Annotated in this window: 25 protein-coding genes; 11 read left to right on the forward strand and 14 right to left on the reverse strand. The window is 36.7% G+C overall.

All coding sequences use genetic code 11. From position 1 onward, the window contains the following. The first annotated feature begins 101 nt into the window (after positions 1–101). The gene (locus B176_RS0101860) at positions 102–401 is read left to right on the forward strand and encodes a nucleotidyltransferase family protein (RefSeq protein WP_017257069.1); all 300 of its coding nucleotides are present in this window, start codon (positions 102–104) and stop codon (positions 399–401) included. Positions 402–482: 81 nt separating this feature from the next. Further along, positions 483–743, forward strand: coding sequence for a HepT-like ribonuclease domain-containing protein (locus B176_RS0101870; protein WP_394330185.1), 261 nt, complete (start codon positions 483–485; stop codon positions 741–743). Between the two features lie 4 nt (positions 744–747). Here B176_RS0101870 and B176_RS0101875 read toward each other — a convergent pair whose 3' ends face one another. The 5 genes from B176_RS0101875 to B176_RS0101895 form a co-directional block, all read right to left on the reverse strand. Beyond that, complete coding sequence (locus B176_RS0101875) at positions 748–3,336, reverse strand: MGH1-like glycoside hydrolase domain-containing protein (protein WP_017257072.1); 2,589 nt, start codon at positions 3,334–3,336, stop codon at positions 748–750. A gap of 105 nt (positions 3,337–3,441) precedes the next feature. After that, positions 3,442–4,050, reverse strand: coding sequence for an RDD family protein (locus B176_RS0101880; RefSeq protein ID WP_017257073.1), 609 nt, complete (start codon positions 4,048–4,050; stop codon positions 3,442–3,444). 2 nt (positions 4,051–4,052) lie between these two features. Further along, positions 4,053–5,000 carry a LiaF transmembrane domain-containing protein gene (locus B176_RS0101885; protein WP_017257074.1) on the reverse strand — a complete coding sequence of 316 codons (948 nt, stop codon included), beginning with the start codon at positions 4,998–5,000 and terminating at the stop codon, positions 4,053–4,055. A gap of 3 nt (positions 5,001–5,003) precedes the next feature. Continuing rightward, positions 5,004–5,516: a PspC domain-containing protein gene (locus B176_RS18815; RefSeq protein WP_017257075.1), complete on the reverse strand. Its 513-nt coding sequence runs from the start codon at positions 5,514–5,516 to the stop codon at positions 5,004–5,006. 11 nt (positions 5,517–5,527) lie between these two features. Continuing rightward, positions 5,528–6,229: an SDR family oxidoreductase gene (locus B176_RS0101895; RefSeq protein ID WP_026063095.1), complete on the reverse strand. Its 702-nt coding sequence runs from the start codon at positions 6,227–6,229 to the stop codon at positions 5,528–5,530. A gap of 78 nt (positions 6,230–6,307) precedes the next feature. Between B176_RS0101895 and B176_RS0101900 the strand changes: the two genes are divergently transcribed. The 4 genes from B176_RS0101900 to B176_RS0101915 all read left to right on the forward strand — a co-directional run bounded on the left by B176_RS0101900 (position 6,308) and on the right by B176_RS0101915 (position 10,017). Then, complete coding sequence (locus B176_RS0101900; protein ID WP_017257077.1) at positions 6,308–7,042, forward strand: MlaE family ABC transporter permease; 735 nt, start codon at positions 6,308–6,310, stop codon at positions 7,040–7,042. Further along, positions 7,039–7,791 carry an ABC transporter ATP-binding protein gene (locus tag B176_RS0101905; RefSeq protein ID WP_017257078.1) on the forward strand — a complete coding sequence of 251 codons (753 nt, stop codon included), beginning with the start codon at positions 7,039–7,041 and terminating at the stop codon, positions 7,789–7,791. Before B176_RS0101900 ends, B176_RS0101905 begins: the two co-directional genes overlap by 4 nt. A gap of 215 nt (positions 7,792–8,006) precedes the next feature. Continuing rightward, the gene (locus B176_RS0101910; RefSeq protein ID WP_017257079.1) at positions 8,007–8,903 is read left to right on the forward strand and encodes a class I SAM-dependent methyltransferase; all 897 of its coding nucleotides are present in this window, start codon (positions 8,007–8,009) and stop codon (positions 8,901–8,903) included. A 58-nt stretch (positions 8,904–8,961) separates the two neighbouring features. Then, positions 8,962–10,017 carry a hypothetical protein gene (locus B176_RS0101915; protein WP_017257080.1) on the forward strand — a complete coding sequence of 352 codons (1,056 nt, stop codon included), beginning with the start codon at positions 8,962–8,964 and terminating at the stop codon, positions 10,015–10,017. A 79-nt stretch (positions 10,018–10,096) separates the two neighbouring features. On the opposite strand, the gene aat is transcribed toward B176_RS0101915, so the two are convergent. The 3 genes from aat to murQ all read right to left on the reverse strand — a co-directional run bounded on the left by aat (position 10,097) and on the right by murQ (position 12,283). Continuing rightward, a complete protein-coding gene (gene aat / locus B176_RS0101920) occupies positions 10,097–10,723 on the reverse strand; it encodes a leucyl/phenylalanyl-tRNA--protein transferase (protein WP_017257081.1) in 627 nt (208 codons plus the stop codon). A gap of 163 nt (positions 10,724–10,886) precedes the next feature. Further along, positions 10,887–11,453, reverse strand: a complete 567-nt coding sequence (locus tag B176_RS0101925) for a hypothetical protein (RefSeq protein WP_017257082.1) — start codon at positions 11,451–11,453, stop codon at positions 10,887–10,889. An 11-nt stretch (positions 11,454–11,464) separates the two neighbouring features. Next, positions 11,465–12,283, reverse strand: coding sequence for an N-acetylmuramic acid 6-phosphate etherase (gene murQ, locus B176_RS0101930; protein ID WP_017257083.1), 819 nt, complete (start codon positions 12,281–12,283; stop codon positions 11,465–11,467). A gap of 339 nt (positions 12,284–12,622) precedes the next feature. On the opposite strand from murQ, the gene B176_RS0101940 reads away from it, so the two are divergent. After that, complete coding sequence (locus B176_RS0101940; RefSeq protein ID WP_017257085.1) at positions 12,623–14,242, forward strand: S41 family peptidase; 1,620 nt, start codon at positions 12,623–12,625, stop codon at positions 14,240–14,242. Between the two features lie 46 nt (positions 14,243–14,288). On the opposite strand, the gene B176_RS0101945 is transcribed toward B176_RS0101940, so the two are convergent. The 3 genes from B176_RS0101945 to B176_RS0101955 all read right to left on the reverse strand — a co-directional run bounded on the left by B176_RS0101945 (position 14,289) and on the right by B176_RS0101955 (position 16,690). Further along, positions 14,289–14,498, reverse strand: coding sequence for a hypothetical protein (locus tag B176_RS0101945; RefSeq protein ID WP_017257086.1), 210 nt, complete (start codon positions 14,496–14,498; stop codon positions 14,289–14,291). Between the two features lie 57 nt (positions 14,499–14,555). Further along, entirely contained in the window at positions 14,556–15,857 is a 1,302-nt protein-coding gene (gene der, locus B176_RS0101950) for a ribosome biogenesis GTPase Der (protein ID WP_017257087.1), read from the reverse strand. A gap of 407 nt (positions 15,858–16,264) precedes the next feature. Continuing rightward, positions 16,265–16,690: an ORF6N domain-containing protein gene (locus tag B176_RS0101955; RefSeq protein ID WP_017257088.1), complete on the reverse strand. Its 426-nt coding sequence runs from the start codon at positions 16,688–16,690 to the stop codon at positions 16,265–16,267. 80 nt (positions 16,691–16,770) lie between these two features. On the opposite strand from B176_RS0101955, the gene B176_RS0101960 reads away from it, so the two are divergent. Then, positions 16,771–17,526 (forward strand): hypothetical protein, encoded by a 756-nt coding sequence (locus B176_RS0101960; RefSeq protein ID WP_017257089.1) that lies wholly within the window; start codon positions 16,771–16,773, stop codon positions 17,524–17,526. Positions 17,527–17,609: 83 nt separating this feature from the next. Here the strand turns inward: B176_RS0101960 and pgi are convergent, their stop codons facing one another. The 3 genes from pgi to mutY form a co-directional block, all read right to left on the reverse strand. Beyond that, positions 17,610–19,250 (reverse strand): glucose-6-phosphate isomerase, encoded by a 1,641-nt coding sequence (gene pgi / locus B176_RS0101965; RefSeq protein ID WP_017257090.1) that lies wholly within the window; start codon positions 19,248–19,250, stop codon positions 17,610–17,612. Between the two features lie 190 nt (positions 19,251–19,440). Continuing rightward, on the reverse strand, positions 19,441–19,899 hold the full coding sequence (locus tag B176_RS0101970) for a single-stranded DNA-binding protein (protein WP_017257091.1): 459 nt from the start codon (positions 19,897–19,899) through the stop codon (positions 19,441–19,443). A gap of 22 nt (positions 19,900–19,921) precedes the next feature. Continuing rightward, complete coding sequence (gene mutY, locus B176_RS0101975) at positions 19,922–20,968, reverse strand: A/G-specific adenine glycosylase (RefSeq protein ID WP_017257092.1); 1,047 nt, start codon at positions 20,966–20,968, stop codon at positions 19,922–19,924. A 167-nt stretch (positions 20,969–21,135) separates the two neighbouring features. Between mutY and B176_RS0101980 the strand changes: the two genes are divergently transcribed. The 3 genes from B176_RS0101980 to B176_RS0101990 all read left to right on the forward strand — a co-directional run bounded on the left by B176_RS0101980 (position 21,136) and on the right by B176_RS0101990 (position 24,102). Continuing rightward, a complete protein-coding gene (locus B176_RS0101980) occupies positions 21,136–21,435 on the forward strand; it encodes an HU family DNA-binding protein (RefSeq protein ID WP_017257093.1) in 300 nt (99 codons plus the stop codon). 4 nt (positions 21,436–21,439) lie between these two features. Continuing rightward, entirely contained in the window at positions 21,440–22,297 is an 858-nt protein-coding gene (locus B176_RS0101985) for a tetratricopeptide repeat protein (protein WP_026063097.1), read from the forward strand. Between the two features lie 254 nt (positions 22,298–22,551). Continuing rightward, positions 22,552–24,102, forward strand: a complete 1,551-nt coding sequence (locus B176_RS0101990; RefSeq protein WP_017257095.1) for an Rne/Rng family ribonuclease — start codon at positions 22,552–22,554, stop codon at positions 24,100–24,102. Positions 24,103–24,293: the final 191 nt, after the last annotated feature.

A 24,293-nucleotide genomic window follows, 5' to 3' on the forward strand; every position in this document is an offset into this window, starting at 1 on the left:
TAAGTTTTAGTGTTTGTTTCTTCGGGAATTTTGGCTAGGTGATTTTTATGAAGTTAAAATCACAAACGATTGTAATGGCAAATTTTTAATATATTCGTGTTATGACGGTTGTTGAGCAACATAAGGATTCACTAACAAAGCTTTGCCGAACTTTTCAGGTTGAGAAAATGTATTTGTTTGGTTCGGCGTTGAATTCTAAATTCAATGAGCAAAGCGACTTAGATTTTCTGGTTAAATTTAAACCTATTGAGCTTTCTGAGTATTTTGATAATTATATTGGATTTAAAGAGAATTTAGAATCACTTTTTAAAAGGAAAGTTGATTTATTAGAAGAACAGACAGTAAAAAATCCTATTCTGATCAATTCTATCAATAACTCAAAGAAGATCGTTTATGGATGAGCGAGTTCTAAAATGGATTTTTGATGTTAAAATAGCAATAGATGAAATAGATCTATTTATAGAAAGTGACGCAAAGGATTTTTGAAGTATAAGGGAAATTTGATGTTGAAAAGAGCTGTTGAAAGAAACCTTGAGATTATAGGAGAAGCTCTCAACCGAATACTAAAGCAAAACCCTGAAATTGCAGATCAGATTACCAAATCAAAAGCAATAATTAGTTTGAGAAATCAAGTTATCCATGCTTATGATAACATATCGGATGAAAATATTTGGGCAATACTAACAAAACATCTTCCCTTGTTAAAACAAGAAATCAATAGTCTGATTAGCCAGTCAAACTAATTTCTCAAATCAACATCGCAACTAACCCAGTCCATCCGGTTTGATGGCTTGCGCCCAAACCTTTGCCGTTGTCTCCGTTGAAATACTCATGAAAAAGAATATAATCCTTAAAATGTGGGTCTTCTTGGAGCTTTTTGTTGTCTCCGAACACGGCTCTACGGCCATTATGGTCTTTTAAAAATATCGAGGTTAATCGATGAGAAACAGTATTGGCAGCCTCTTTTAAAGTACTGTAATTTCCGGAGCCGGTTGGCATCTCTATTTTAAAATCCCCACCATAATAATCATGGAATCGATACATAGATTCTATCAGCATATAGTTTACAGGCATCCAAATTGGCCCACGCCAATTGCTGTTTCCGCCAAACATCCCGGTATCGCTTTCTGCCGGAGTATATTTTACTTCAAAAATCTCACCGCCAAGCTCAAATATAAATGGGTTTTTCTCATACACTTTAGAAACAGAACGTACACCAAAGTCAGAAAGGAATTCGTTTTCGTCTAACATTCTGCGTAACAAGCACTTCATTCGGTGACCTCTGAGCAAACTCAATAGTTGTGATTTTCCGTTTTTGCCATCCCAATTACTCACTAATAAAGCTAGATCTGGTCTTTGGCTGGTAAACCATTTGATGTGCGAAACCAAACGTGGCAGTTTATCCCAATTGTTTTCTTCGATAACTTCTACGGCAATTAAGGGAAGTAAGCCGACTAAAGTTCTTAAGCGTAACCGTTTCCAATCGCCATCATCGCTGTGTAGCATGTCATAATAAAAACCATCTTCTTCGTCCCAAAGTCCAGCACCTTCTACATTGTTCATGTTGGCCATGGCGCCTGCTATGTAGAAAAAATGCTCGGAAAACTTAACCGCCATATCTTCATAGACGTGGTTATGGTATGAAAGCTCCATGGCAATGCGCATCATATTTAGGGCATACATGGCCATCCAGCTCGTACCATCAGATTGTTCTAAAATACCTCCGCCTGGCAAAGGTTTGCTTCGGTCAAAAACACCGATATTATCCAAACCTAAAAAACCACCTTCAAAAATGTTGTTGCCTTCTGTATCTTTTCTGTTGACCCACCAGTTAAAGTTGAGCATCATTTTATGGAACATTTTTTCCAGAAAAACCAAGTCGCCTTTGCCAGTGCTTTCTTTTTCCATTTGGTAAATTTTCCAAGCTGCCCAAGAATGTACCGGAGGATTTACATCGCCAAAATTCCATTCGTAGGCGGGGAATTGCCCATTTGGGTGCATATAGCGCTCCATAATGAGTAAGAGAATTTGATCTTTCGCAAACTGAATATCAATGCTTGCCAGCGGAATGCAGTGAAAAGCTAAATCCCAAGCAGCAAACCAAGGGTATTCCCAATTGTCGGGCATGGATATGATATCCGCAGCCATCAAATGACCCCAATCTTCGTTTCTTCCTAATTGGTGGCTAAGCGGTGGTTCGGGTTCGTTTTTATCGCCCTTTAGCCAGTCTTTTACATAGTAGTAATAAAATTGTTTGCTCCATAACATTCCGGCCCAAGCCTGCCTTTGTACCAGTTTTTGATCTTCGGATTTGCCCTTTTGTTTATCCGCATAAAAATCATCAGCTAATGAAAGCTGAGTTTTAAAAATCTGATCAAAATCTTTAAAAGGAGCGTTATTTTTTTTATCCGTTAAGCGCAGTTTAATGGTAATACTGCTTTTAGCAGGGATATTTTTTTGATAATGGATAGCGACTTTAGTACCGTTTTGCTGTGTATTAATTGCGTTCTGTTTACCAGAAACTACGTAATCGTTTATGCCATCTTTTACATGCGGTACTGTATTGGCAACGTTATAAAGTTTTTGGTTGTTGGTCTCATTTTCGGTGAATAGAAAAGGCGCTTTTTCTTCTAAGTGACAGTAGTAATTGCCCATTTTTTTTGTTTGCAGCATTAAAGTATTACAATCTAATGGAGAGATAACCGGTCGGTTGTTTTCTGTCCATTCTAACGGATTTCTGAACCATAATGTTGGTAAAAAGTGTAACGGCGCATCTTGGTTTCCACGATTATGGATGGTATATTGAATTAGGATGTCGTTTTCTGTGTTTTTTGCATACTCGGTGAAAACATCAAAATATTGATCATTATCAAATAAACCACTGTCAATCAATTCAAATTCGGGATCTTGTTTGCCTCTTTTTCTGTTTTCAGCCAAAAGCTGCTGGTAAGGGAACTCGCCTTGCGGATATTTATACAGAAACTTCATGTAACTGTGCGAAGGAACGTTGTCTAAATAATAGTAAAGTTCCTTAACGTCTTCGCCATGGTTGCCTTCGGGGTTGGTTAAGCCAAAAAGCCGTTCTTTTAAAATAGGATCTTTTCCATTCCAGTAGGAAGTAGCAAGGCATAAAATCTGTTGATCATCGCTCAATCCCCCAATTCCTTCTTCGCCCCAGCGGTAAGCTTTACTACGAGCCATATCATGCGAAATGTAATCCCAAGCATCTCCATTTGCGCTGTAGTCTTCCCTAACTGTTCCCCATTGTCTTTCGGATAGGTATGGACCCCATTTTCTCCAGCTCTGCGGTTTTTTTAGTTTGCTAGTTTCTTTCATATTTGATTGTACACAAGAAGCCTGTTGCATAATCGCAATCGTTCTAAGAATTTAGCTCAATAATTATTCCCCTTTAAGTGGACTTTGTTATGGAGTTGAAGATTTTTAAATCAACCTATCCTTTACCACCAAGGTATTCGCCAGTTTATCATGCAAAGTTTGTTGCTGTTTATTCAGAAACAAATAAAAATACCCGGCAAAGAGCGGTAATGTGCTTATTATTTTAGAAATATTTCTATTGATGTTTTGCTTGAGCGATGGGTTTAAACCCTGCATATTAACCACTTTAATAGAAAGCAGTTTTTTACCGATTGTTGCTTGCTGGTAATTTTCCATGTAGATGTTATAGAACAGTTTTAGAAAAGGTAAAAGCAATAATCCGCTGGCAATATTTTGCTGGGTAACAGTTTGGTCGTCAATGTACAGCGCAACTAAAAGTTCAAAAAAAGCGAAAATTCCGAATACGATAAACCAGTCTATAGCCGTGGCTAATAAGCGCAAATCAAAACCAGCGTAATATTGTGGTGCAGTAAATTCTTTGGCAAAACCTAAAGCGCTTCTTAGCTCTTCAATTTCATGCGCTTCTTTGTAATCGTCCATTTCTGCGGTTTTCAGAAATGAATCTGGCTTAACCGGTTTGCTTTTTAATTCATCAGTTGTAAACGGTCCTGTTGGTTTTCCTTCGACAACCAAATAGTATAAATTTTCGCCCATTATTAATAGCGTTTCACTTCAAAATCGCTTAAACCGCCTTTTAACCTAATCATGATTTTGTTGGTTGCGGATGCGTAATTAGGGGAAGTAAAGCTTCCGTCGTCAGCTTTCTCGAAACCAGGGAAATCTTTAGCAGATAAACCTGTTTTAATATTTATTTTACAACCTGATGCGGTAGGAATAAGGATACTGACTTTTGCAATTCCAGTTTCAGCTGATAAATTGACGTCGTTATAAAGCTCTCCAATCTTTACTTTGAAATCTGCAGCGCCACCTTTAATATTAATCTGCTTAACGCGGTTATTACTAAAATCGAAATTCGCTGTGCCTGCACCCATATTTAGATTTACATCCCACAAAGGTGCAATATGAATTTTCATAGCTACGGTGCTCAAATCGGTATCATCAAAATCAAAATTATTGTTTTTGCTTTTGGAGTTAAAGTTTAAGACTACAGTGCTATCAGTATCTGTTTTTCTTAAATAATAGCGTTCGTTGTTCTTCTGTGTAGATGACTCGAACAGATTTTTATTTCCTTTAACAATGGTAAAACTACTTGCACCTCCATTAATGTTTAAGGTTGCGGTTTTAAACCGAGCATCATAATCTTCTTGGTAAAAAGACTTTCTTTCAGATAGCGCTGTGTCTGTTTCTTCATCAATATCCTCATCAAAATTATATGACCAATGTTTGTTTAAAGTTTTAGGAGTATTTACGTTTGCGTAAACCAATAATCCCAAAGCAAAAACCGTGGTTAAAATCACTAACCATTTGGCGGCGCTAGAATTTGATTTAGAGAAAATGATGTTTATACCAGTTACAATTAATATGAATGGCCAAAACCGCCAGATATAGCTCCAGCTAAAAACTATGATATCGTAATTCTCTAATAAGAAAACAACCCCGATAAAAATAAAAACAATACCCCAGGAAATTTTACTTGCTCTCATGTTCTATTGTTGGTTAGGTTGCTCTGTATCGGTGTTTGTGGCCTCGTCTTCAATTGGTTTTTCATCCACTGGCTGACGGTCCACAGGTTCGTTGTTTTTTTTTGCTTTCGCTAAAATCATCAAACCGAATACGATGAAAATTAAAGGCCATAACTTTCTTAATTTAAACCAATAAGGTAAAAGGTCAAACTCGCCCATTAAAAAGTAAGCGCCCATTACAATCAGCAAAAAGCCTAAAAGCAGACTCAGTTTACTGCTGTTTTTCTCATTGGGGATAGGTTTGATAGGTCCTTCAGATTCGGTTCGGTAATCGGTATATGAAAAAGGAGATTTAAAATCTTCGGGTACAACTATCCATAAAATAATATAAATCCATAAGCCACTGCCACCAAAAAACGTTGCTAAAGCAAAGGCAATTCTAACCCAAGTAACATCTAACTGAAAGTATTTGGCAATCCCTGCAGCCACACCGGCTATCATTTTTTCTTGAGGGTCACGCGTTAATTTCTTTTCCATCTCTTTAAATTCTAAACCTGCCCACCTTGTGGTGTAATTACTAGCTGATCAACATTTGCACCTTTGCTCAATTGCATAATCTGATGAATTGATTTTGCCACATCCTCTGGCAGTACAAATTTATCAGGAGAAACATCGGAACCATCCCAAGATGACGTAAGTGTTGAACCGGGTATAACAGCGGTTACTTTTACGCCAAAAGGTTTAGTTTCTTCTCTCATGATATTGTTGAGACTAAGCAAAGCCGCTTTTGTTACACAGTAAGAACCTGCGGTTACAATTGTTTGTAAACTGGCTACAGAACAGATGTTGAAAATATGCCCTTTCCCTTTCTTTTGCATTAATGGCGCTATTTTTTTATAGAGGATATAAGGAGCCAGAACGTTTGTATTAAAATGTGAAACTAACATTTTATCCTCCTCTTCGAGGATTTTCGAAGGCGAAAACAGGCCCGCATTATTAATCAAAACATCTATCGTTTTAAAATGTGCAATGGTTTGATCAGCAAAAGCCTCAACCTCTGTTTTAACGCTACAGTCGGTTTTTACTAGTAATAAGTCTATTTTTGGGTTTATAGCTAATAGTTCTTTTTTTAATGAATCAAGCTCCTTTTCGTTTCTTGCGCATAAAGCAAGCGAGTAGTTGTTAGCGGCCATCTCTAAAGCTATTGCTTTTCCCATGCCTTTTGTTGCGCCTGTAATTAAAATATTCATGATTTCTTGATTTTTAAGCAATTTAGGTTTAATAATTGCAATTGATAAAAAAGCTTATTTTTACACAAATTTAATTATATGGTGTTTTATCATTTTGGGAAATATATTTTAATGCTCAAGGCTGTTTTTAGACGGCCAGAAAAAATGAGCATTTATAAGAATGAGGTTTTTAGAGAAATGGTAGATATTGGATTAGGTTCTTTAGGCATTATCAGCATCATCTCCATTTTTATTGGAGCAGTTACCACGGTACAAACTGCTTTTCAACTTACCAGTGATTTAATTCCAAAGTCCATTATCGGGGGAATTACCCGAGATTCAACCATATTAGAGCTAAGTCCAACCATTTGTTCTTTGGTTTTGGCCGGCAAGGTTGGTAGCAGTATTGCATCACAAATTGGAACTATGCGTGTTACCGAACAGATTGATGCCTTGGAAATTATGGGAATAAACGCTCCCGGTTATTTAATTTTGCCCAAATTATTAGGGGGCGTAATTATGATCCCGCTTTTGGTAATTGTAGCTATTGCTTTAAGCATTACCGGTGGTTACTTGGCGGGCGTAGCTTCTGGCGCAGTAACGGCAGCTGAATTTGTTCAAGGTTTAACAACAGACTTTATCCCTTTTACTTTAGTTGTTGCCATGGTTAAAGCATTGATTTTTGCTTTTATAATTACAACGGTTTCCGCTTATCAAGGTTTTTTTACCAATGGTGGCGCTATTGAAGTTGGTCGTTCTAGTACAAAAGCGGTAGTAATTAGTTGTATCGCTATTTTAATTTCTGATTACGTTATTGCACAGCTTTTATTATGATTGAGGTTAAAGATATTTTTAAAAGTTTTGGAGATAATGAGGTGCTTAAGGGCATTACCGCAGATTTTAAACCAGGCGTAACCTCGTTGATTATCGGAAGCTCGGGTTCGGGAAAAACAACCTTAATGAAAAACATGGTTGGTTTACACGAACCAAATAGTGGTAAAGTAATGTATGATGGGAGAGATTTTACTCAGATGAACACCCAAGAGCGTATAGAAATCCGTAAAGAAATAGGTATGCTTTTTCAAGGATCTGCCCTGTTTGATTCTATGACTGTAGAAAAAAACATACGCTTTCCGTTAGATATGTTTACAGATCAATCTAGAGCAGAAAAATTAGAGCGGGTTAACTTTGTACTAGAACGTGTTAATCTTGCCGGTAAAAACAACCTGTATCCATCAGAGCTTTCTGGGGGAATGATGAAAAGAGTAGGGATAGCAAGAGCAATTGCCATGCGCCCAAAATATCTATTTTGCGATGAACCCAACTCCGGACTTGATCCAAAGAGTTCAATTATGATTGATGAACTTTTACAGGAAATTACGGAAGAATATGATATTACTACTGTAATTGTAACTCACGATATGAATTCGGTTATGGGAATAGGAGAACATATTCTATTTTTGCACCAAGGAGAAAAGTGGTGGGAAGGTTCAAAAGACGAAATAACCTCGACAGACAATAAAGAACTCAACGAATTTGTTTTTGCCACTAAACTGATGGAAACTTTGTTGAAGAAGAAGTAGGTTGTTAGGTATTAGTTTGTTAAGTGATTAGGGAAAAGCTGGGTGCTTAATTAGTAAAAAGTTCATTAGTCATTAGTTGAATTAGTTCATAGAAATTGACACTATCATAAGTTATTATCAAAAGTTTCATCACCAATTGGTGCCGTTAGCAGGTAGCTCCCTCTCCTTCGGAGAGGGCTGGGGTGAGGCTTTTAAACATTCAAAATTAAATAAGCATGGAGCCAAACATACAAGCACTTACACCACAGCATTGGAAAGATTATGAATTGATAGATTGTGGGGATTTTGAAAAGCTGGAGCGATTTGGTGATGTTATCTTAATAAGACCAGAGCCACAAGCCGTTTGGGATAAGTTGTTGCCGGAAAGTGAGTGGCAAAAAATACATCATATTAAATTTAAAGGAAGATCTGCAACTAGTGGCGAGTGGGTCAAAAAAAATCCAAAAATGCCAGACCGTTGGCATATCGAATATAAAAACGACGATGTTGCTATTAAATTCCGTTTGGCATTAACATCTTTCAAACATGTCGGCATTTTTCCAGAGCAATCTGTAAACTGGGATTTTATTTCCTCGTCTATCAAAAAATTTAAAACGCCAGAACCAAAAATATTAAACCTATTTGCTTACACCGGTGGAGCATCATTAATTGCAAAAGCAGCTGGTGCAGATACAACCCACGTTGATTCTATTAAACAGGTGGTAAGTTGGGCAAACGAAAACCAAGAAGTTTCTAATTTAAAAGATATCCGTTGGGTTGTGGAAGATGCGCTGAAATTTGTACAACGCGAATTAAAAAGAGGTAAAAAATATAACGGAATTATTTTAGATCCCCCAGCGTATGGTCATGGGCCAAAAGGCGAAAAATGGAAACTGGAAGATTTGATTAGAGAAATGATGCGGGATGTGGTGCAACTGCTAGATCCACAAGAGCATTTCTTGATTTTAAATACGTATTCATTAGGTTTTTCTTCGATTATAGTAGAAAATTTAATCAGAGGCGCTTACCCACAAGCCAAAAACTTAGACATTGGTGAACTCTATCTAAAAGCCCGGAGCGGAATCAACTTACCCTTAGGCGTTTTCGGTAAATTTAGTTTGTTTAATTGTTAGTATCTTTTTTGTAAAAGTCCAAAGCTTAGCCTTAATTTTCGCTTTAATTTTAATTAGAATGTCAGCTCAAAAAAATAAGTTCCTTTTGCCTCAATTAGTGTTTGCGGCCGCATTGTTTTGCTCTTGCTCTGGTAGTACAGACGGTAAAGCTTCTCAAACAGATGCTAAAGTAAAAGACTCAACTCAGGTAGAGAACCCTGCAGAAGTAGTAAGGGAAAACACCAATACACCTGTTGATTCTGCAAAGTATTACAGCATACAAAAATATTTAGCCAATGGAGACACCACAGGTAAATGGCCAGTTAAGGTTGATCCTTTGCCAATCAATGGTGCAATCTTACCTTTCAATAGGATTATTGTTTATTACGGAAACCTGTATTCTAAAAAAATGGGCGCTTTAGGTGAGTATGCTCCCAAAGAAATGTGGAGAATGCTACATGCAGAAGTTGACAAGTGGAACAAAGCAGATACGGTTGTTAAATCTATTGCTGCTATACATTACATTGCAACAGTGGCTAGTGGAACTCCTGGTAAGGATAATATGTATATCAACCGCATGCCAGATAGCCAGATAGATTCTGCTTTGGCAATTGCCAAAATGCATAATGCAATCATTTTTTTAGATGTACAAGTAGCCTTAAGTACTTTACAGAAAGAACTACCTCGTTTAGAAAAGTATTTAAAAATGCCTAATGTGCATTTAGGTATTGATCCTGAATTTTCTATGAAAACTGGAGATAAACCAGGTAAAAGAATAGGTTACTATGATGCTGCTGACATCAATTATGCTTCGGCCTATTTAACTAAATTGGTAAAAGAAAACAATTTGCCTGCAAAAATACTAGTTGTACACCGTTTTACACAAGGAATGGTGAAGAACTACCAGGATATCAAAAAGCAGAAAGAAGTTCAAATGGTGATGCACATGGATGGTTGGGGAGAGCCTGAATTGAAAAAAGGTACTTACCGCCATTATTTATACAGAGAGCCAGTTCAGTTTGTAGGATTCAAACTTTTTTATAAGAATGATTTGAAGAAAGCTCCAAATCGTTTGATGACACCGCAGGAATTATTGAAACTGACACCAAAACCTATTTATATCCAATATCAATAGTTTTAAAACAATGAAATTTTAATCCTCGGTTTCTAACCGGGGATTTTTTGTTTAATACCTTTTTTACCGAAAGAAATAGCTAGCGCAGTAAAGCTAAAAAGTTTGCTCTGTTTACCATTTTTGCGCCCATACTTTCTAAATGTTCGGTATAAACCTGGCAGTCAATCAGCTTGATATTGGCATTTTCACAAAGCCATATTAACGCCGTTTTAGAAGCATTACTTTTTTTAGAGAACATAGACTCTCCACAGAATACCTCGTTGATTAAAACGCCGTATAACCCACCTACGAGTTCTTTATCTTCCCAAACCTCAATAGAGTGTACATAACCTTTTTGATGTAGGCGAGCGTAAGCATCAAGCATTAAGGAATTTATCCAAGTGCCATCTTGCCCTGCTCGGTTGCATTCCGCACAGTTTTTAATAACAGCATCGAAATGCTGATTATATGTTACCTTAAATTTTTTGGAATTTAAAATCTGACGCATACTTTTACTGATCTTCACTTCCCTGGGAAACAGCACAAACCTTTCTGGCGGACTGTACCATAAAATTGGGTCATCCTCATTAAACCACGGAAATATTCCGTTTTGATAGGCCAAAAGCAATCGTTCTAAAGATAAATCTCCACCAACGGCTAGCAAACCATCAGCCTCAGCCAGTTCTGGGTCTGGAAAAATAAGCTCATCACTAAGTTGAAATATCATTTTTTTAAATGGAGATTAAACCTTTTTTTAACTATTTTGTCATAAACACATAACAGGGCTTTAAGGTCTGTTTTGGTTATAAAGATTTAGTTTTTTGATGGAGAAGCCACCTATGCGAGGTGGCTTTTTTTATGAAGTTTGTTTTTTACAAGCGAAATACTGTTTAATTCAGTCGTTTGGTCATCAGCTCTTCCACCTTTTTAAAAAACTGTAGAGGTTTTAATTGGCGCCAATTTAATTCATCCAGCTCACCACCAAAATTGATGTAGTAATCTATATTGTTGGATTTAAATTCGTCAATTACGTGGTCTCTGAAATTCACACCCGCAATCCAACCGTCCTCTACTTCTTGAAACCATTCTTCGTAGTAACAATCATCAGATGAATGGAAATTTAAAACATTTTCGCCGATGAGGATGAATTTATTGATCGCCTGCCCCATAATTGACTCTAAGATCTCTCGCTTTAACGACATGATATCGTTGTCGATTGCATCATTCCACTCGCCAATAAATTCTATAATAGCATATTGACGGTCGTAATCCACAAAAAGTACTTTTAAATAAAGGGTATTAGACCCGAAATAGTCCCACTGTGGATGTAGCAGATAGTTGTAAATTTGTTTGTCATATTCAAATTCACTGTATTCGGTTTCATAAAATGGAGAACGCTCATCTTCTGCAGCTATATAATCATCTCTCCATCTGTAATAAGGCTCTATTTCATGCATAAACTTGTTGTTTAGTGTATACTAACCAAATAAGCGTCAACTGCCTTTCTAACGCTCCCGTAGGTATTTAATAACTGCGTGGCAATTTCTTTATTTACGCCAGTTTCGGCAATAATCATGTTTACGCCACGGTTTACCAGTTTGTTATTGGTTAACTGCATATCCACCATTTTATTACCTTTCACTTTCCCTAACTTGATCATTAGGGTAGTAGTTAGCATGTTCAATACCAGTTTTTGCGCAGTTCCAGCTTTCATTCTGGTTGAGCCGGTTAGGTATTCTGGTCCTACAACAACTTCAATAGGATATTTCGCGTTAGCAGCTACAGGGCCACCCGCATTACAAACAACACAGCCAGTTACTAAGCCCAATTCGTTGGCCTTTTTTAAGCCACCAATAACGTAGGGCGTTTTTCCCGATGCGGCAATTCCTACTAAAACATCATTTTTGTTGATGTTGAACTCTTCCAAATCTCTCCAGGCTTGTTCAGCGTCATCCTCAGCATTTTCTACCGCTCTTCTAATTGCGGTGTCGCCACCGGCAATAATGCCAATCACCAAATCAAAGGGAACGCCAAAAGTGGGAGGGCATTCAGAAGCGTCAAGTACACCTAATCGTCCGCTAGTTCCGGCGCCAATGTAAAACAATCGTCCGCCAACTTTCATTTTTTCTAAAGCAGCACTAACAAGCGCTTCAATTTTTGGGATCACTTTTTCAACGGCAGTTGCTACACTTTTATCTTCTTGATTGATGTTGGTTAAAATTTCTGAAGTAGATTTTAGCTCTAAGTTATTATAAGGAGAATCCTGTTCGGTTACTTCTATCGACATTTGATTTTTTTTTACGAAAGTCGGAAAAAAATAGGTGAAAAGAAATTCTTAGTCTTTAACAAATCGGAAAATTTTGTTTATTCTGCTCTGTTTTTTTTGGTTATTTTGTACTAAAGATGGTTTTGAAACTGTTTCTGCAAAATGGTGGAATTTCTCCCAGTGCTTTCTGAAAAAGCTTTTTGTTGTTTTTGATAAAAAAATGCGGTTCAATGGCATTTAAGCCAGTTATATTCCTGGTTCGCCTATTTGATAGCTTTATTTTTTAGATGAGATTATTATTATCAAAAAACACTGAAATAATTGTAATTGCCACATTAATGGTTTTATTTTGCAGTACAGATGAGTTCCACGCCAAAAAGCAATTTTACGTATTTTATCATTGCCTTAATCGCTGCATTTTTTGGGGTTATTTTGGGAGCAACTTATGAGCAAAATAGGTCTATCAACAGTAATTCTGCATTCCCTTCTTTTGCATTCAACAGCAGTCAGAAATTAGATAAAATTTTAAAGGTAATTAAAACCAACTACGTTGATTCTGTAAATACCGATTCTTTACAATCGCTTGCGATAGAAGAGATTTTAAGTGGCCTGGATCCTCATACAATATACTTGCCACCTGTACAGGCCAAGTCTCAGAACGAAAATTTAGAAGGTAATTTTGAAGGCATAGGAATAGAGTATTATGTGTTGAATGATACGCTATTGGTAACATCCGTTCGTGAAAATGGTCCCTCAGAAAAAGCGGGACTACTTAAAGGCGACAGAATTATTGCCGTAAATGGCGAGAATATGGTTGTTAAGAGTGATAGAGATTTCATCGTAAACAAATTACGTGGCAAAAAAGGAAGTAAGTTAAATGTTTCTGTGTTACGATTTGGATTCAACAAACCGATTTCTTTGGACATTGAGCGAGGAAGAATTGTAGTGAGCAGTGTGGACGTTGCTTACTTAATTAAACCCGAAATTGGTTTTATTAAGATCACAAGGTTTGGTGCAAATACCGCCGAGGATTTTAGTAACGAGCTAAATGCACTTCAGAAAAAAGGAATGAAAAGCCTTATTTTGGATTTGCGAGGTAATGGAGGCGGCTATTTAAGTGCTGCAACTGCTTTGGCAGATCAGTTTTTAGGCGATAATCAATTAATTGTTTACACACAGGGCTTACACGAGCCACGTACCGACTACAAATCTACATCCGACGGGATGTTTGAAAAAGGAAGGCTGATTATTTTAATTGATGAAGGAACAGCTTCTGCAAGTGAAATATTAGCCGGTGCGATACAAGATTTAGATAGAGGTTTGGTTATTGGCCGGCGCTCCTTTGGTAAAGGCTTGGTGCAAGAACAATTTGGCTTTGGTGATGGCTCTGCAATGAATTTAACAATTGCCAGGTATTATACCCCAAGTGGGCGGTCTATCCAAAAGTCATACAGTAAGGGGATTAAAGCGTATAAAGACGAGCTTAATCAACGTTATGAACATGGTGATTACTCATCCTTAGATAGCGCATTAAAGGACAGTATTTTTTTAAGTCAGCAAAAAAAGTTTAAAACCTTAAAAGGACGTACCGTTTATGGCGGAGGTGGGATTATGCCCGATATTTTCGTGGCTTTAGACACTTCTAAGTTTACAGACACCTATCAACAAATCAATGCGAGCGGATTGGTTTCTCAATACGTTTATGGTAAATTAACCAACAGCGTAAACACCAGTCGGTTTAAAACAATAGATGGATTTAAAAATGGTTATCGTTTTACTGATGCAGATTATAATGGTTTTTTAAACTATTGTTCAGTTAAAAAAGTTAAAGTAGACAAAGCGCAGGCCCTGGTTTCTAAACCTTTAATTGTTAGCCAGATCAAATCTATACTCGCTAGGTATTATTTTGGTGAAGAAGGTTTTTATAGTATTTACACGCAGAACGATGATTTTGTAAATACAGCCCTCACAAAACTATAAAACCCAGCCTAGGCCAGGTTTTATACTAAAATCTTGATTATATATTCTAATGAACGTGAGTATGTGTAGTATCTGCCATTAAACTATCTGCTACGCCATTACTTTTAACCGTAGTATCAGTCAATGCTTCATTTAATAACGAATCTGCAGCAGATTGATTTGCAGCATCAATTTGTTCCTCTGTTTTTGTCTGGTTGTTACAAGCTGCAAAAGCTAATGAGCCAGCAATTGCAAAAAGTGCGATAAATTTTCTCATGTTGTTTTTATTGTTTGATGGTTAAAAATCCATCGGCCATAGACAATGGATAGAATTCTATTTCTGTCTAAAAAATATCTGAATAGGTACACCTTCAAAATCAAAATGCTCTCTCAATTTGTTCTCTATAAAACGTTTGTACGGATCCTTAATGTACTGTGGTAAATTACAGAAGAATGCAAACATTGGTGATGTGGCATTGATTTGAGTAATATATTTGATTTTAATGTGCTTTCCTTTGATTGAAGGTGGTGGCGTTTTCTCAATAATCGGCAACAAAATATCGTTCAGTTTTGAAGTCTGAATTTTCTTAATCTTATTGGCATAAACTTTTGCAGCGGCTTCAATGGTTTTAAATATTCTTTGCTTCTCGATTACAGATGTAAAAACAATTGGCACATCAGTAAAAGGGGCTAATTTCTGTTTTATTTTATCTGTAAACTCTAAAATGGTTTTGTGGTCTTTTTCTACCAGATCCCATTTATTTACCACAATTACAACGCCTTTTTTATTCTTTTCTGCAAGGTGGAAAATATTAACGTCTTGCGACTCAATGCCATCAACTGCATCAATCATGATAATTACCACATCACACTCTTCAAGCGCTTTAATGGTACGCATAACGCTATAAAACTCTAAGTTCTCATGAACCTTGGTTTTCTTACGTAAACCAGCGGTATCAATCAGCATAAACTCGTGACCAAACTGGTTGTAGTGGATATGGATAGAATCTCTGGTAGTGCCCGCAATTTCCGTAACGATATTTCGATCCTTACCAATTAAAGCATTAATCATTGATGATTTACCAACATTCGGACGACCAACAATTGCGTAAACTGGCAATTTGTTCTCTTCCTCTTTTTCCTCATCAAAATTAGTGATTACCGCATCTAAAAGCTCTCCCGTACCAGAACCGCTCATAGAAGAAATACAGTAGATCTCACCTAATCCTAAACTATAAAATTCAGAAGCATCAGACTGTAATTGATAATTATCTACTTTGTTTACCGCAACGTAAACTGGTTTTTTGCTTTTTCTTAAAATTTGTGCAATGTCTGCATCTAAATCTGTGATGCCTGTAGTTACATCAACCAAAAACACAACAACGTTAGCCTCTTCAATGGCAATGTGTACTTGCTCCCTAATGGCAGCTTCAAAAACATCTTCAGAATTTGCTACGTATCCGCCAGTGTCAATCACAGTAAAATTTTTGTGTGTCCATTCGGCAATACCGTAATGTCTGTCGCGGGTTACACCGCTTTGATCATCAACAATGGCTTTTCTGGTTTCTGTTAAACGGTTGTATAGGGTAGATTTCCCTACGTTCGGTCTCCCGACGATCGCTAATATGTTACTCATAATGTGGGTTTTCCCGGTCTTATCTTACCGGCATAATTTTTTTGCAAAGGTAGGTTAAATAATCCGGTTCTGTGCAGATGCTTTAAAAATCAGTAAATTAGCTTCTCGTTAATAATCAGGGCGTTCCCTTTTTGACCAAGCACAAAACCCATTGTAAAAAAGGTCAGGCTGTACGTTCATACGCCACGAGGCATTATGCGCAGGCGGGTATCCACTTCCATCCTTAACGCGGGAATTTCGAGTATTTTGAAATTTTAACTTTTATTATGTAGAAAGAAAACCTCATACAATTAAGAGAATCGATACGCAAAATGTAATAACGAGTCAGAGACTCTTGGCTATTCTCAAATCCTTAGAGGCGCTACGCTAAACTCTAAGGACAGAAAGGGAGTGTAAGTTGTGTGGTTTTAAAAAGAAACCCCGTGTTCTGTAAATACATTAGGCAATTTTCTCCTTCCTCCCCAACTTGATGTCACAAACTGTGACTTCAAGATTGACCATTCTTCATCAATTAGCTGAAACATAAAGTCCTTTGGAAATCTATCTCCATTCCTCTGTACTGCTTGGTTTAAGACTCTTGTTTCAACACCATAAAGCTCTGCTAAATCGCTATCTAACATTGCTTTTAATCCTCTTATTTCGTAAATTTTATTGATGACGATGTCATCAGAAATAATGGATAAGATTTGTTGGGCAGGCATAAGTTTAAGGTTATTAGTCAAATATATAGATATGCTTTTAAATTTGAGGTCACAAATTGTGACCTCAAATTTGTAGTTTAATTTTAAATAATCTGAATGCGAGATATTCCAGAAAGTATCTTTAATCGTCATGAAATACCTGATAAATCTCTTACAAATTAATTAAGTTTGTCACTCAGACCAATTGACCAGACTTCTTATTTAAAACGCTAATGCTAACGAAGCTTGATTTTGTTGCGCCGTCAACTTATAATATCCCGCCTACATCCAAAAGAGATTTTGTTCCAGAGCCTATTGCATCCGAGTATTTGGCGCCGAGTTTCGATTTTGCTTTTAACATGAGCTTTGGCAATGCGGGTCACCATCGTAACCACAGAACCGGCGGAAGTGCAAAAAGGAAAAACGGGGAGATCTTTGTTAATGCTTTTCAAGGGAAAGTTGCTGAATTTGTTTTTTACGATTGGCTAAAGAAACACGGCATAACCACTAGTTTGCCAGATGTTACTTTAATGGGAAAAGGGCTGTGGGATGATTCGGATTTTACAGTAAACGGTAAAAAAATCAGTATTAAATCTGCCGCGTATTTTTCCAACCTAATGCTTTTAGAAACTCAGGATTGGAACCATAATGGAGATTATATCCCAAATATGGAAATGGGAAATGCAAGCTATAATTATTTTGTATTGATAAGGGTAAAGCCCGATGGTAAGAAATTGATGAAAGACAGTAAGCTTTATTATGCAGATAAAGCTGAACGAATTACCTTAAAAAGGATTTTTGCCAGCGAAAAATGGTCTGCAGATCTGGTTGGTTTCGCTACTAAAGATGATTTACAGATGATTATTGCGAACAAACACATTATTCCACAGGGTGGTTTATTGAATGGAAGAATACCGATGGATGCCAGTAATTATTATTTCCAGAGTAACGATTTAAGAGGTATAGGAGGTTTAATAAATTTACTGTAATGGCAATTCGATCATTCTCTAAAGAAAAAAAATGGCCTGTGAAAACACAAGCCATTCTAAATTATTTAAGCGGAGAAGTTAAACTATCTCCAAGTTTTATACAGATTGATTAACCCGTTGGTGGAGCTATCATGAGAACTAATCGATGCATCATCTTTCAATTCTGGTAAAATTTTGCCAGCTAATTGCTTGCCTAATTCAACTCCCCACTGGTCAAAACTAAAGATGTTCCAGATAACGCCTTGTACAAAAATCTTATGCTCGTACATTACAATTAAAGAACCCAATACTTTTGGAGTGATTTTTTTAACTAAGATAGAATTTGTTGGTCGGTTACCTTCAAACACTTTGAAAGGTGCAATTGTATCAATTTCCTCTTGGCTTTTGCCTTTTAATTCTGCAATTACCTCTTCTTCTGTTTTACCGTTCATTAAAGCCTCGGTTTGTGCAAAAAAGTTTGATAAAAGCATGTTGTGGTGCTCGCCCAACGGATTGTGAGATTGTGCTGGTGCAATAAAATCACAAGGAATTAACTTTGTGCCTTGGTGGATCAGTTGGTAAAAAGCGTGTTGTCCGTTAGTACCTGGCTCGCCCCAAATTACCGGACCGGTTTGGTAGTTAACTTCGTTGCCGGCTCTATCTACATGTTTACCGTTGCTTTCCATATCTCCTTGTTGGAAATAGGCGGCAAAACGGTGCATATATTGATCGTAAGGTAAAATAGCCTGAGTTTCAGCTTCAAAAAAGTTGTTGTACCAAACGCCTAACAAAGCTAAAATTACCGGAATATTTTGTTCAAAAGGGGTTTCTCTAAAATGATTGTCCATTTCATGAGCGCCCGTTAATAACTCTTCAAACTTATCAAAACCTATTGAAAGTGCAATTGGCATTCCGATGGCGCTCCATAAAGAATAACGTCCACCAACCCAATCCCAAAAACCAAACATGTTTTTAGTGTCTATCCCAAATTTGCCAACACCATCTGCATTGGTAGAAAGTGCTGCGAAATGTTTAGCAACATCTGCTTCAGATGCTCCACTTTCTAAAAACCAATCGCGGGCGCTGTGTCCGTTGGTCATGGTTTCTTGGGTAGTAAAAGTTTTTGATGCGATTAAGAATAAGGTGGTTTCTGGATCAACTTTTTTTAGAGTTTCGGCAATATGTGTACCGTCAACATTAGAAACAAAATGTAGGTTTAAATGGTTTTTATAAGCTTTTAGCGCTTCAGTAACCATAACCGGACCTAAATCAGACCCGCCAATGCCAATGTTTACTACATCAGTAATGGTTTTTCCTGTATAACCTTTCCACGCACCTGAAATAATAGCTTCCGAAAACTTTTTCATTTTAGCTAAAACCTCATTCACATCAGTCATAATATCTTTGCCATCTACTAAAACCGGTGTATTACTGCGGTTACGTAAAGCGGTATGCAAAACAGCTCTGTCTTCAGTTTCGTTAATTGCCTCGCCGTTGAACATAGCATTAATGGCGTTCTCCAAATCACATTCTTTAGCCAGTTGTAATAACAGTGCAATGGTTTTATCGTCGATTCTGTTTTTAGAATAATCAACAAAAATATCGTTGAATTGAAGAGAAAACTTCTTGAAACGTTCCGGGTCTTTTGCAAAAAGGTCTTTCATGTGAGTATCTGCCATATCAACTAAGTGATTTGAAAGATATTCGTAAGCTTGTGTCTGCGTGAAATTGATTTTAGAAAGCATAGTTGAATCTGTTTTTTTGTCAAAGATAAAACTTTAGTATTTAAACGGGTTTTTAAATACTAAAGATTGTAAATCGCTGACGAAAACGGATTAGACCCTTTAATAGCTTAGCGTCGTGGCAAAGTTTTTATTTTATATCCCGCTATCGTGATAATAAAGGTGGAATGTTGATATTTCGGCGGGTCAATTGTTAAAATGGCAAATCCCGTTCATCATCGTCTTTCACAAACTCGCCTGTTCCAAGGTTTTTGGGTGTTTCTGGCTCAGCTTCGGCTGTTGTGTTATTTGTTGTAGCGGAGCTGCTATTACTCTCGAAATCGGTTTTTCTGCCTAATAATGTAAAGTTTTCGGCAACTATTTCGGTGCTATACTTTTTATGCCCCTCTTTATCTTCAAAAGAGCGAGTTCTTAGTTTTCCTTCGATATAAACTAATTTTCCTTTTTGTAGGTATTTAGCTGCAACATCTGCTAATCCTCTCCACATCACAATGTTGTGCCATTCGGTTTGTTCAATTCTCTTCCCGTCTTTATTATATGATTCAGACGTGGCTAAGGGAAAACTTGCAACAGAAACGTTTCCATCCAAATGCCTCACTTCAGGGTCTTTACCTAAGTGACCTACTAAAATAACTTTGTTAATTCCTGACATTTTCTTACCGATAAATTTTGATTCAATTTATGATTTTTTTAAGGAAGTCAAAAATTAATTTAGGCATTCCGTAATTTTTTAGTTCATTAAAATCAACCCAAATCCAACCTTCTTGCATTATTACATCATGGGCATTTATGTCAATTTCTATTGTGTTTGCGAATATTCTTTGATGGGTTAAAATGTGTTTGACTTGATCAGAAACTGCCGAAATTATAGGTGTCTGTTTAAACCAATTGGTAAAATTGTCTGGTTTTGGTATTGATAATTCTGCGTTTTCAAACTCTATACTCGGCAAATCATATAAACCTGCCCAAATATCAGCATTGTTTCTACGTTTTATAATCAGTTGGTTTTTTTTGTTACTGATGATGTAAAATTGAAAATAGCGCTCCTTAATTTTTAACGTTTTTAATTTTACAGGCAATACGTTTATCTGCATATGTTTATATGCAAAGCAAGAGCTGATGAAAGGGCAAACTTCGCAGTTAGGGTTTTTAGGTTTGCACTGTAAAGCACCAAACTCAATCATTGCTTGGTTGTGTTCCCCGGCATTTTTTTTGTTTAGTAGCTCATCGGCCAAAGCCTGAAACTCTTTTTTACCCTGTGTAGAGTTTATTGGTGTGCTGATGCCAAAATATCTTGCCAGCAATCGGTAAACATTTCCGTCAACCACCGCCTTTGCTTCGTTATTGGAGAAAGATGCTATCGCTGAGGCCGTGTATTCGCCAACTCCGGTAAGTGTAATTAAATCGGCGTAAGCTGTAGGGAAAGTGCCGTCAAAATCAGTCATCACTTTTCTAGCAGTTTTTAGCATATTTCTGCCTCTTGAGTAGTAACCCAACCCTTGCCACAATCTTAAAATTTCATCTTCACTCGCTGTTGCGAAATCTTTTACGGTGGGATAGGCCTCGGAAAAACGCAAAAAATAAGGCATTCCTTGCTCAACCCTGGTTTGTTGCAGAATAATTTCTGATAACCAGATTAAATAAGCATCAGTACTGTTGCGCCAAGGCAGATCTCTTTTATGGTTTCTGTACCAGCTTATTAGCTCGTTTTTAAATCCCATTTGTTCGGTTTTTGTAAAAATTATGCAGTGCAAAATGCTTAATTGTTGTGTAATAAGACGTTGAAATAAAATATTAAGTTATTTATTTCCCAAATTCAACTAAAAGCAATACTTTTGCAACCCCAAATCTTTGCACAACATAATAATTTTAAAAGAATATATATCAAATGACAAAGGCAGAAATTATAGCAGAAATTGCTAACAAAACCGGAATAGAGAAGGTTGATGTCCAAGAGACTGTTGAGGCGTTTTTTAAAGTCGTAAAAAACGCTATGGTAGGTGGAGAAAATGTGTATGTAAGAGGTTTTGGTAGTTTTGTAGTTAAGAAAAGAGCCGAGAAAACTGCAAGAAATATCTCGAAAAATACTGCAATAATTATTCCTGAACATTTTGTTCCAAGTTTTAAACCAGCAAAAGTATTTGTTGATAAAGTTAAAACTGGAAATAAAGCTTCTATAACTGCATAAAGACATGATGAAATCTAAACAATATATAGTGATAGGATTGGTAGCGATACTAATGGTTGGCTTGTACAGTTTAGATATCAAAGGTTTAGTGAAACAGGAAGGTGAAGGAGAGGATGCCGAAATGCAATCGGCTACTACTGCAAACACACAAGGTGATGCAACTATAAATGAGGCTACTGTTACGGCTGTTTCAAAACAGATGATCAGTGCTAATTTAGCTGCAGACATTGAAAAGCTGGAGAAGGAAGTGAAATCTGCTGATGGAGCTAAAAAAGTTGAGCTTCAAAAGCAACTTGCAAAAAAATGGGATGATGTAAATCAGCCCGCTGCTGCTGCGTTTTCTTATGAAGAGGTTGCTAAAGCAGAAGCTAATTATGCAAATTGGCTAATTGCTGGAAACCGATTTACAGAGGGCTATCAGAACAACACCGACAGTACAGTTACAGCTGGTTTAGTAAATAGAGCAATTAACGCTTACAATAAAGCGTTAGCATTTGATGCAGACGGTCTAGATGCAAAAACGGGCTTAGGTGTAGCTTACGTAAGTGGTACTCAAAATCCAATGCAGGGAATTCAACTGCTGTTAGGTGTAGTTAAAGAAGATCCTAAAAATGAAAAAGCTAATATGAACCTTGGAATGTTTTCTATGAAATCAGGTCAGTTTCAGAAAGCTATCGACAGGTTTAAAACTGTGATTGATGTTAAGCCAACGCCAGAAGCTTGGTTTTACCTAGCAACAAGCTACGAAAACTTAGGGCAAAAGCCCGAAGCGATTTTGGCCTATCAAAAAAGCAAAGAACTTGCGGCAGATCCAAGCTTAACAGGATTTGTAGATCGTAAGATCAAAGAATTAAGTAATTAAAATAATTAAATAAAACATTAAATTTCAAAGTTATGCCAAGCGGTAAAAAAAGAAAGAGACATAAAATGGCTACTCACAAGCGTAAAAAACGCTTAAGAAAAAACAGACATAAGAATAAGAAATAAGCGCTAAGCTTTGAACTTTTTAGCAGAACATTAGCGTTTAAAATTTTAAACGTAAATGTTCTGTTTGTGTTTTTTTTTCTTTGTTGATAAAAGATTGTATTTTAACAATCTTTTCTAAAAAAGTAGCTGTTGGTAAAGGAGTTAATTATCAATCTAACCTCTAGTGGGGTTACGATTGCATTAATGCAAGACAAGCAACTCGTAGAACTTAACAAAGAACAACTTGACAACAGTTATGCTGTTGGCGATATTTATATGGGCCGAATCAAAAAGATTATGCCCGGTTTAAATGCCGCATTTGTTGATGTTGGTTACGAGAAAGATGCTTTTCTGCATTATTTAGACCTCGGACCGCAAGTACAATCTTTACTAAAACTTAACAAGCAAGTTAGAGGTAATTCTTATAAAGATCGTTTATTAGATAATTTTAAGAAAGAGGCTGACATTGATAAGGGTGGAAAAATTTCTTCTATTCTTACAAAGAATCAGTTATTACCGGTACAAATTGCTAAGGAACCTATTTCTACAAAAGGTCCACGTTTAAGTTCAGATTTATCTATTGCGGGCAGATTTGTGGTATTAGTGCCGTTTTCTGATGTGATTTCAATCTCTAAAAAGATTAGAAGTAACACAGAAAGAACACGTTTAAAGAAAATTGTTGAGGGTATTAAACCTGCAAACTTTGGCGTAATTATTAGAACCGTATCTGAGCATAAAGGCGTAGCAGAAATCCAGAAAGATTTATTAGACCTAATCTCTAAGTGGGAAACTTTAATGAAAAAGTTACCAACTACAGACCCTTCTAAACGAATTTTAGGTGAAATGGGGAGAGCTTCAACCATTCTAAGAGATCTCTTGAATGATGAGTTTTCCAATGTTTATGTAAACGACCCTGCCATTTACGAAGAAGTTAAATCCTACGTACACGAGATTTCTCCCGAATTGGAGAAAATTGTAAAACTGTACAAAGGTAAAGAACCGATTTTTGAGCATTTCGGAATAGAGAAGCAGATCAAAGGCTCTTTTGGTAGAACTGTAAATCTTGCAGGTGGTGCTTATTTGGTGGTAGAACATACCGAAGCATTGCATGTAATAGATGTAAACAGTGGTAACCGTACGGCAAGCCCCGAGAACCAGGAAGAAAATGCTTTCATGGTGAATAAGGAAGCTGCTAAAGAAATTGCTCGTCAATTAAGATTAAGAGATATGGGTGGTATTGTGGTTGTCGATTTTATCGATATGCACAAAGCGCCAAATCGTAAGGATCTGTTTGATTATCTAAAATCGGAAATGCTTTTAGATAGAGCAAAGCATACCATTTTGCCACCAAGTAAATTTGGATTGGTACAGATTACACGTCAACGGGTTCGCCCAGAGATGAATATTGTAACCAATGAAAAATGTCCGAGTTGTGATGGAACGGGTGAAATTAAGGCAAGTATTGTTCTTTTAGATGATATTGTAGCCAATTTAGATTACGTTTTAAATGAACAGGCAGAAAAAGGAATTACACTTTGTGTGCATCCTTACATTGCTGCCTTTATTACAAAAGGATTGGTTTCCTTACAAATGAAGTGGTTCTTTAAATATAGCCAGTGGATTAAGGTACGTTCCGTATCATCTTATCATTTAACGGAGTTCCATTTCTTAAGCGCAAAAGAAGAAGAAATTAAACTATAGGTTTTAATATCAAATTTCCGGAAGCCTGTGATATTTTTCACAGGCTTTTCTTTTTAGTATAAATTTACGGGGAATATATTTCTATATAAGATATTATGTAGTATATTTTTTATATTTGGTTAAAACATTCTACCAGATGTACCGTAAGTTAAAAAAGTATGTAGAGATCTCTCCGCGTGAATTTCGTGGGA

Origin of the sequence: Pedobacter arcticus A12, from assembly GCF_000302595.1 — a bacterium.
Classification (GTDB): Bacteria; Bacteroidota; Bacteroidia; order Sphingobacteriales; family Sphingobacteriaceae; genus Pseudopedobacter; species Pseudopedobacter arcticus.

Coding starts and splice junctions, on each gene's coding strand:
- B176_RS0101875 (WP_017257072.1), bottom strand. CDS start 3,336: ATGAAAGAAACTAGCAAACTAAAAAAACCGCAGAGCTGGAGAAAATGG.
- aat (WP_017257081.1), bottom strand. CDS start 10,723: ATGATATTTCAACTTAGTGATGAGCTTATTTTTCCAGACCCAGAACTG.
- B176_RS0101900 (WP_017257077.1), top strand. CDS start 6,308: ATGGTGTTTTATCATTTTGGGAAATATATTTTAATGCTCAAGGCTGTT.
- B176_RS0101955 (WP_017257088.1), bottom strand. CDS start 16,690: ATGACGATTAAAGATACTTTCTGGAATATCTCGCATTCAGATTATTTA.
- B176_RS0101980 (WP_017257093.1), top strand. CDS start 21,136: ATGACAAAGGCAGAAATTATAGCAGAAATTGCTAACAAAACCGGAATA.
- B176_RS0101970 (WP_017257091.1), bottom strand. CDS start 19,899: ATGTCAGGAATTAACAAAGTTATTTTAGTAGGTCACTTAGGTAAAGAC.
- pgi (WP_017257090.1), bottom strand. CDS start 19,250: ATGCTTTCTAAAATCAATTTCACGCAGACACAAGCTTACGAATATCTT.
- B176_RS0101925 (WP_017257082.1), bottom strand. CDS start 11,453: ATGCATGAAATAGAGCCTTATTACAGATGGAGAGATGATTATATAGCT.
- der (WP_017257087.1), bottom strand. CDS start 15,857: ATGAGTAACATATTAGCGATCGTCGGGAGACCGAACGTAGGGAAATCT.
- B176_RS0101895 (WP_026063095.1), bottom strand. CDS start 6,229: ATGAATATTTTAATTACAGGCGCAACAAAAGGCATGGGAAAAGCAATA.
- B176_RS0101860 (WP_017257069.1), top strand. CDS start 102: ATGACGGTTGTTGAGCAACATAAGGATTCACTAACAAAGCTTTGCCGA.
- murQ (WP_017257083.1), bottom strand. CDS start 12,283: ATGTCGATAGAAGTAACCGAACAGGATTCTCCTTATAATAACTTAGAG.
- B176_RS0101910 (WP_017257079.1), top strand. CDS start 8,007: ATGGAGCCAAACATACAAGCACTTACACCACAGCATTGGAAAGATTAT.
- B176_RS0101905 (WP_017257078.1), top strand. CDS start 7,039: ATGATTGAGGTTAAAGATATTTTTAAAAGTTTTGGAGATAATGAGGTG.
- B176_RS0101885 (WP_017257074.1), bottom strand. CDS start 5,000: ATGAGAGCAAGTAAAATTTCCTGGGGTATTGTTTTTATTTTTATCGGG.
- B176_RS0101945 (WP_017257086.1), bottom strand. CDS start 14,498: ATGAGAAAATTTATCGCACTTTTTGCAATTGCTGGCTCATTAGCTTTT.
- B176_RS0101915 (WP_017257080.1), top strand. CDS start 8,962: ATGTCAGCTCAAAAAAATAAGTTCCTTTTGCCTCAATTAGTGTTTGCG.
- B176_RS0101985 (WP_026063097.1), top strand. CDS start 21,440: ATGATGAAATCTAAACAATATATAGTGATAGGATTGGTAGCGATACTA.
- B176_RS18815 (WP_017257075.1), bottom strand. CDS start 5,516: ATGGAAAAGAAATTAACGCGTGACCCTCAAGAAAAAATGATAGCCGGT.
- B176_RS0101960 (WP_017257089.1), top strand. CDS start 16,771: ATGCTAACGAAGCTTGATTTTGTTGCGCCGTCAACTTATAATATCCCG.
- B176_RS0101880 (WP_017257073.1), bottom strand. CDS start 4,050: ATGGGCGAAAATTTATACTATTTGGTTGTCGAAGGAAAACCAACAGGA.
- B176_RS0101940 (WP_017257085.1), top strand. CDS start 12,623: ATGAGTTCCACGCCAAAAAGCAATTTTACGTATTTTATCATTGCCTTA.
- mutY (WP_017257092.1), bottom strand. CDS start 20,968: ATGGGATTTAAAAACGAGCTAATAAGCTGGTACAGAAACCATAAAAGA.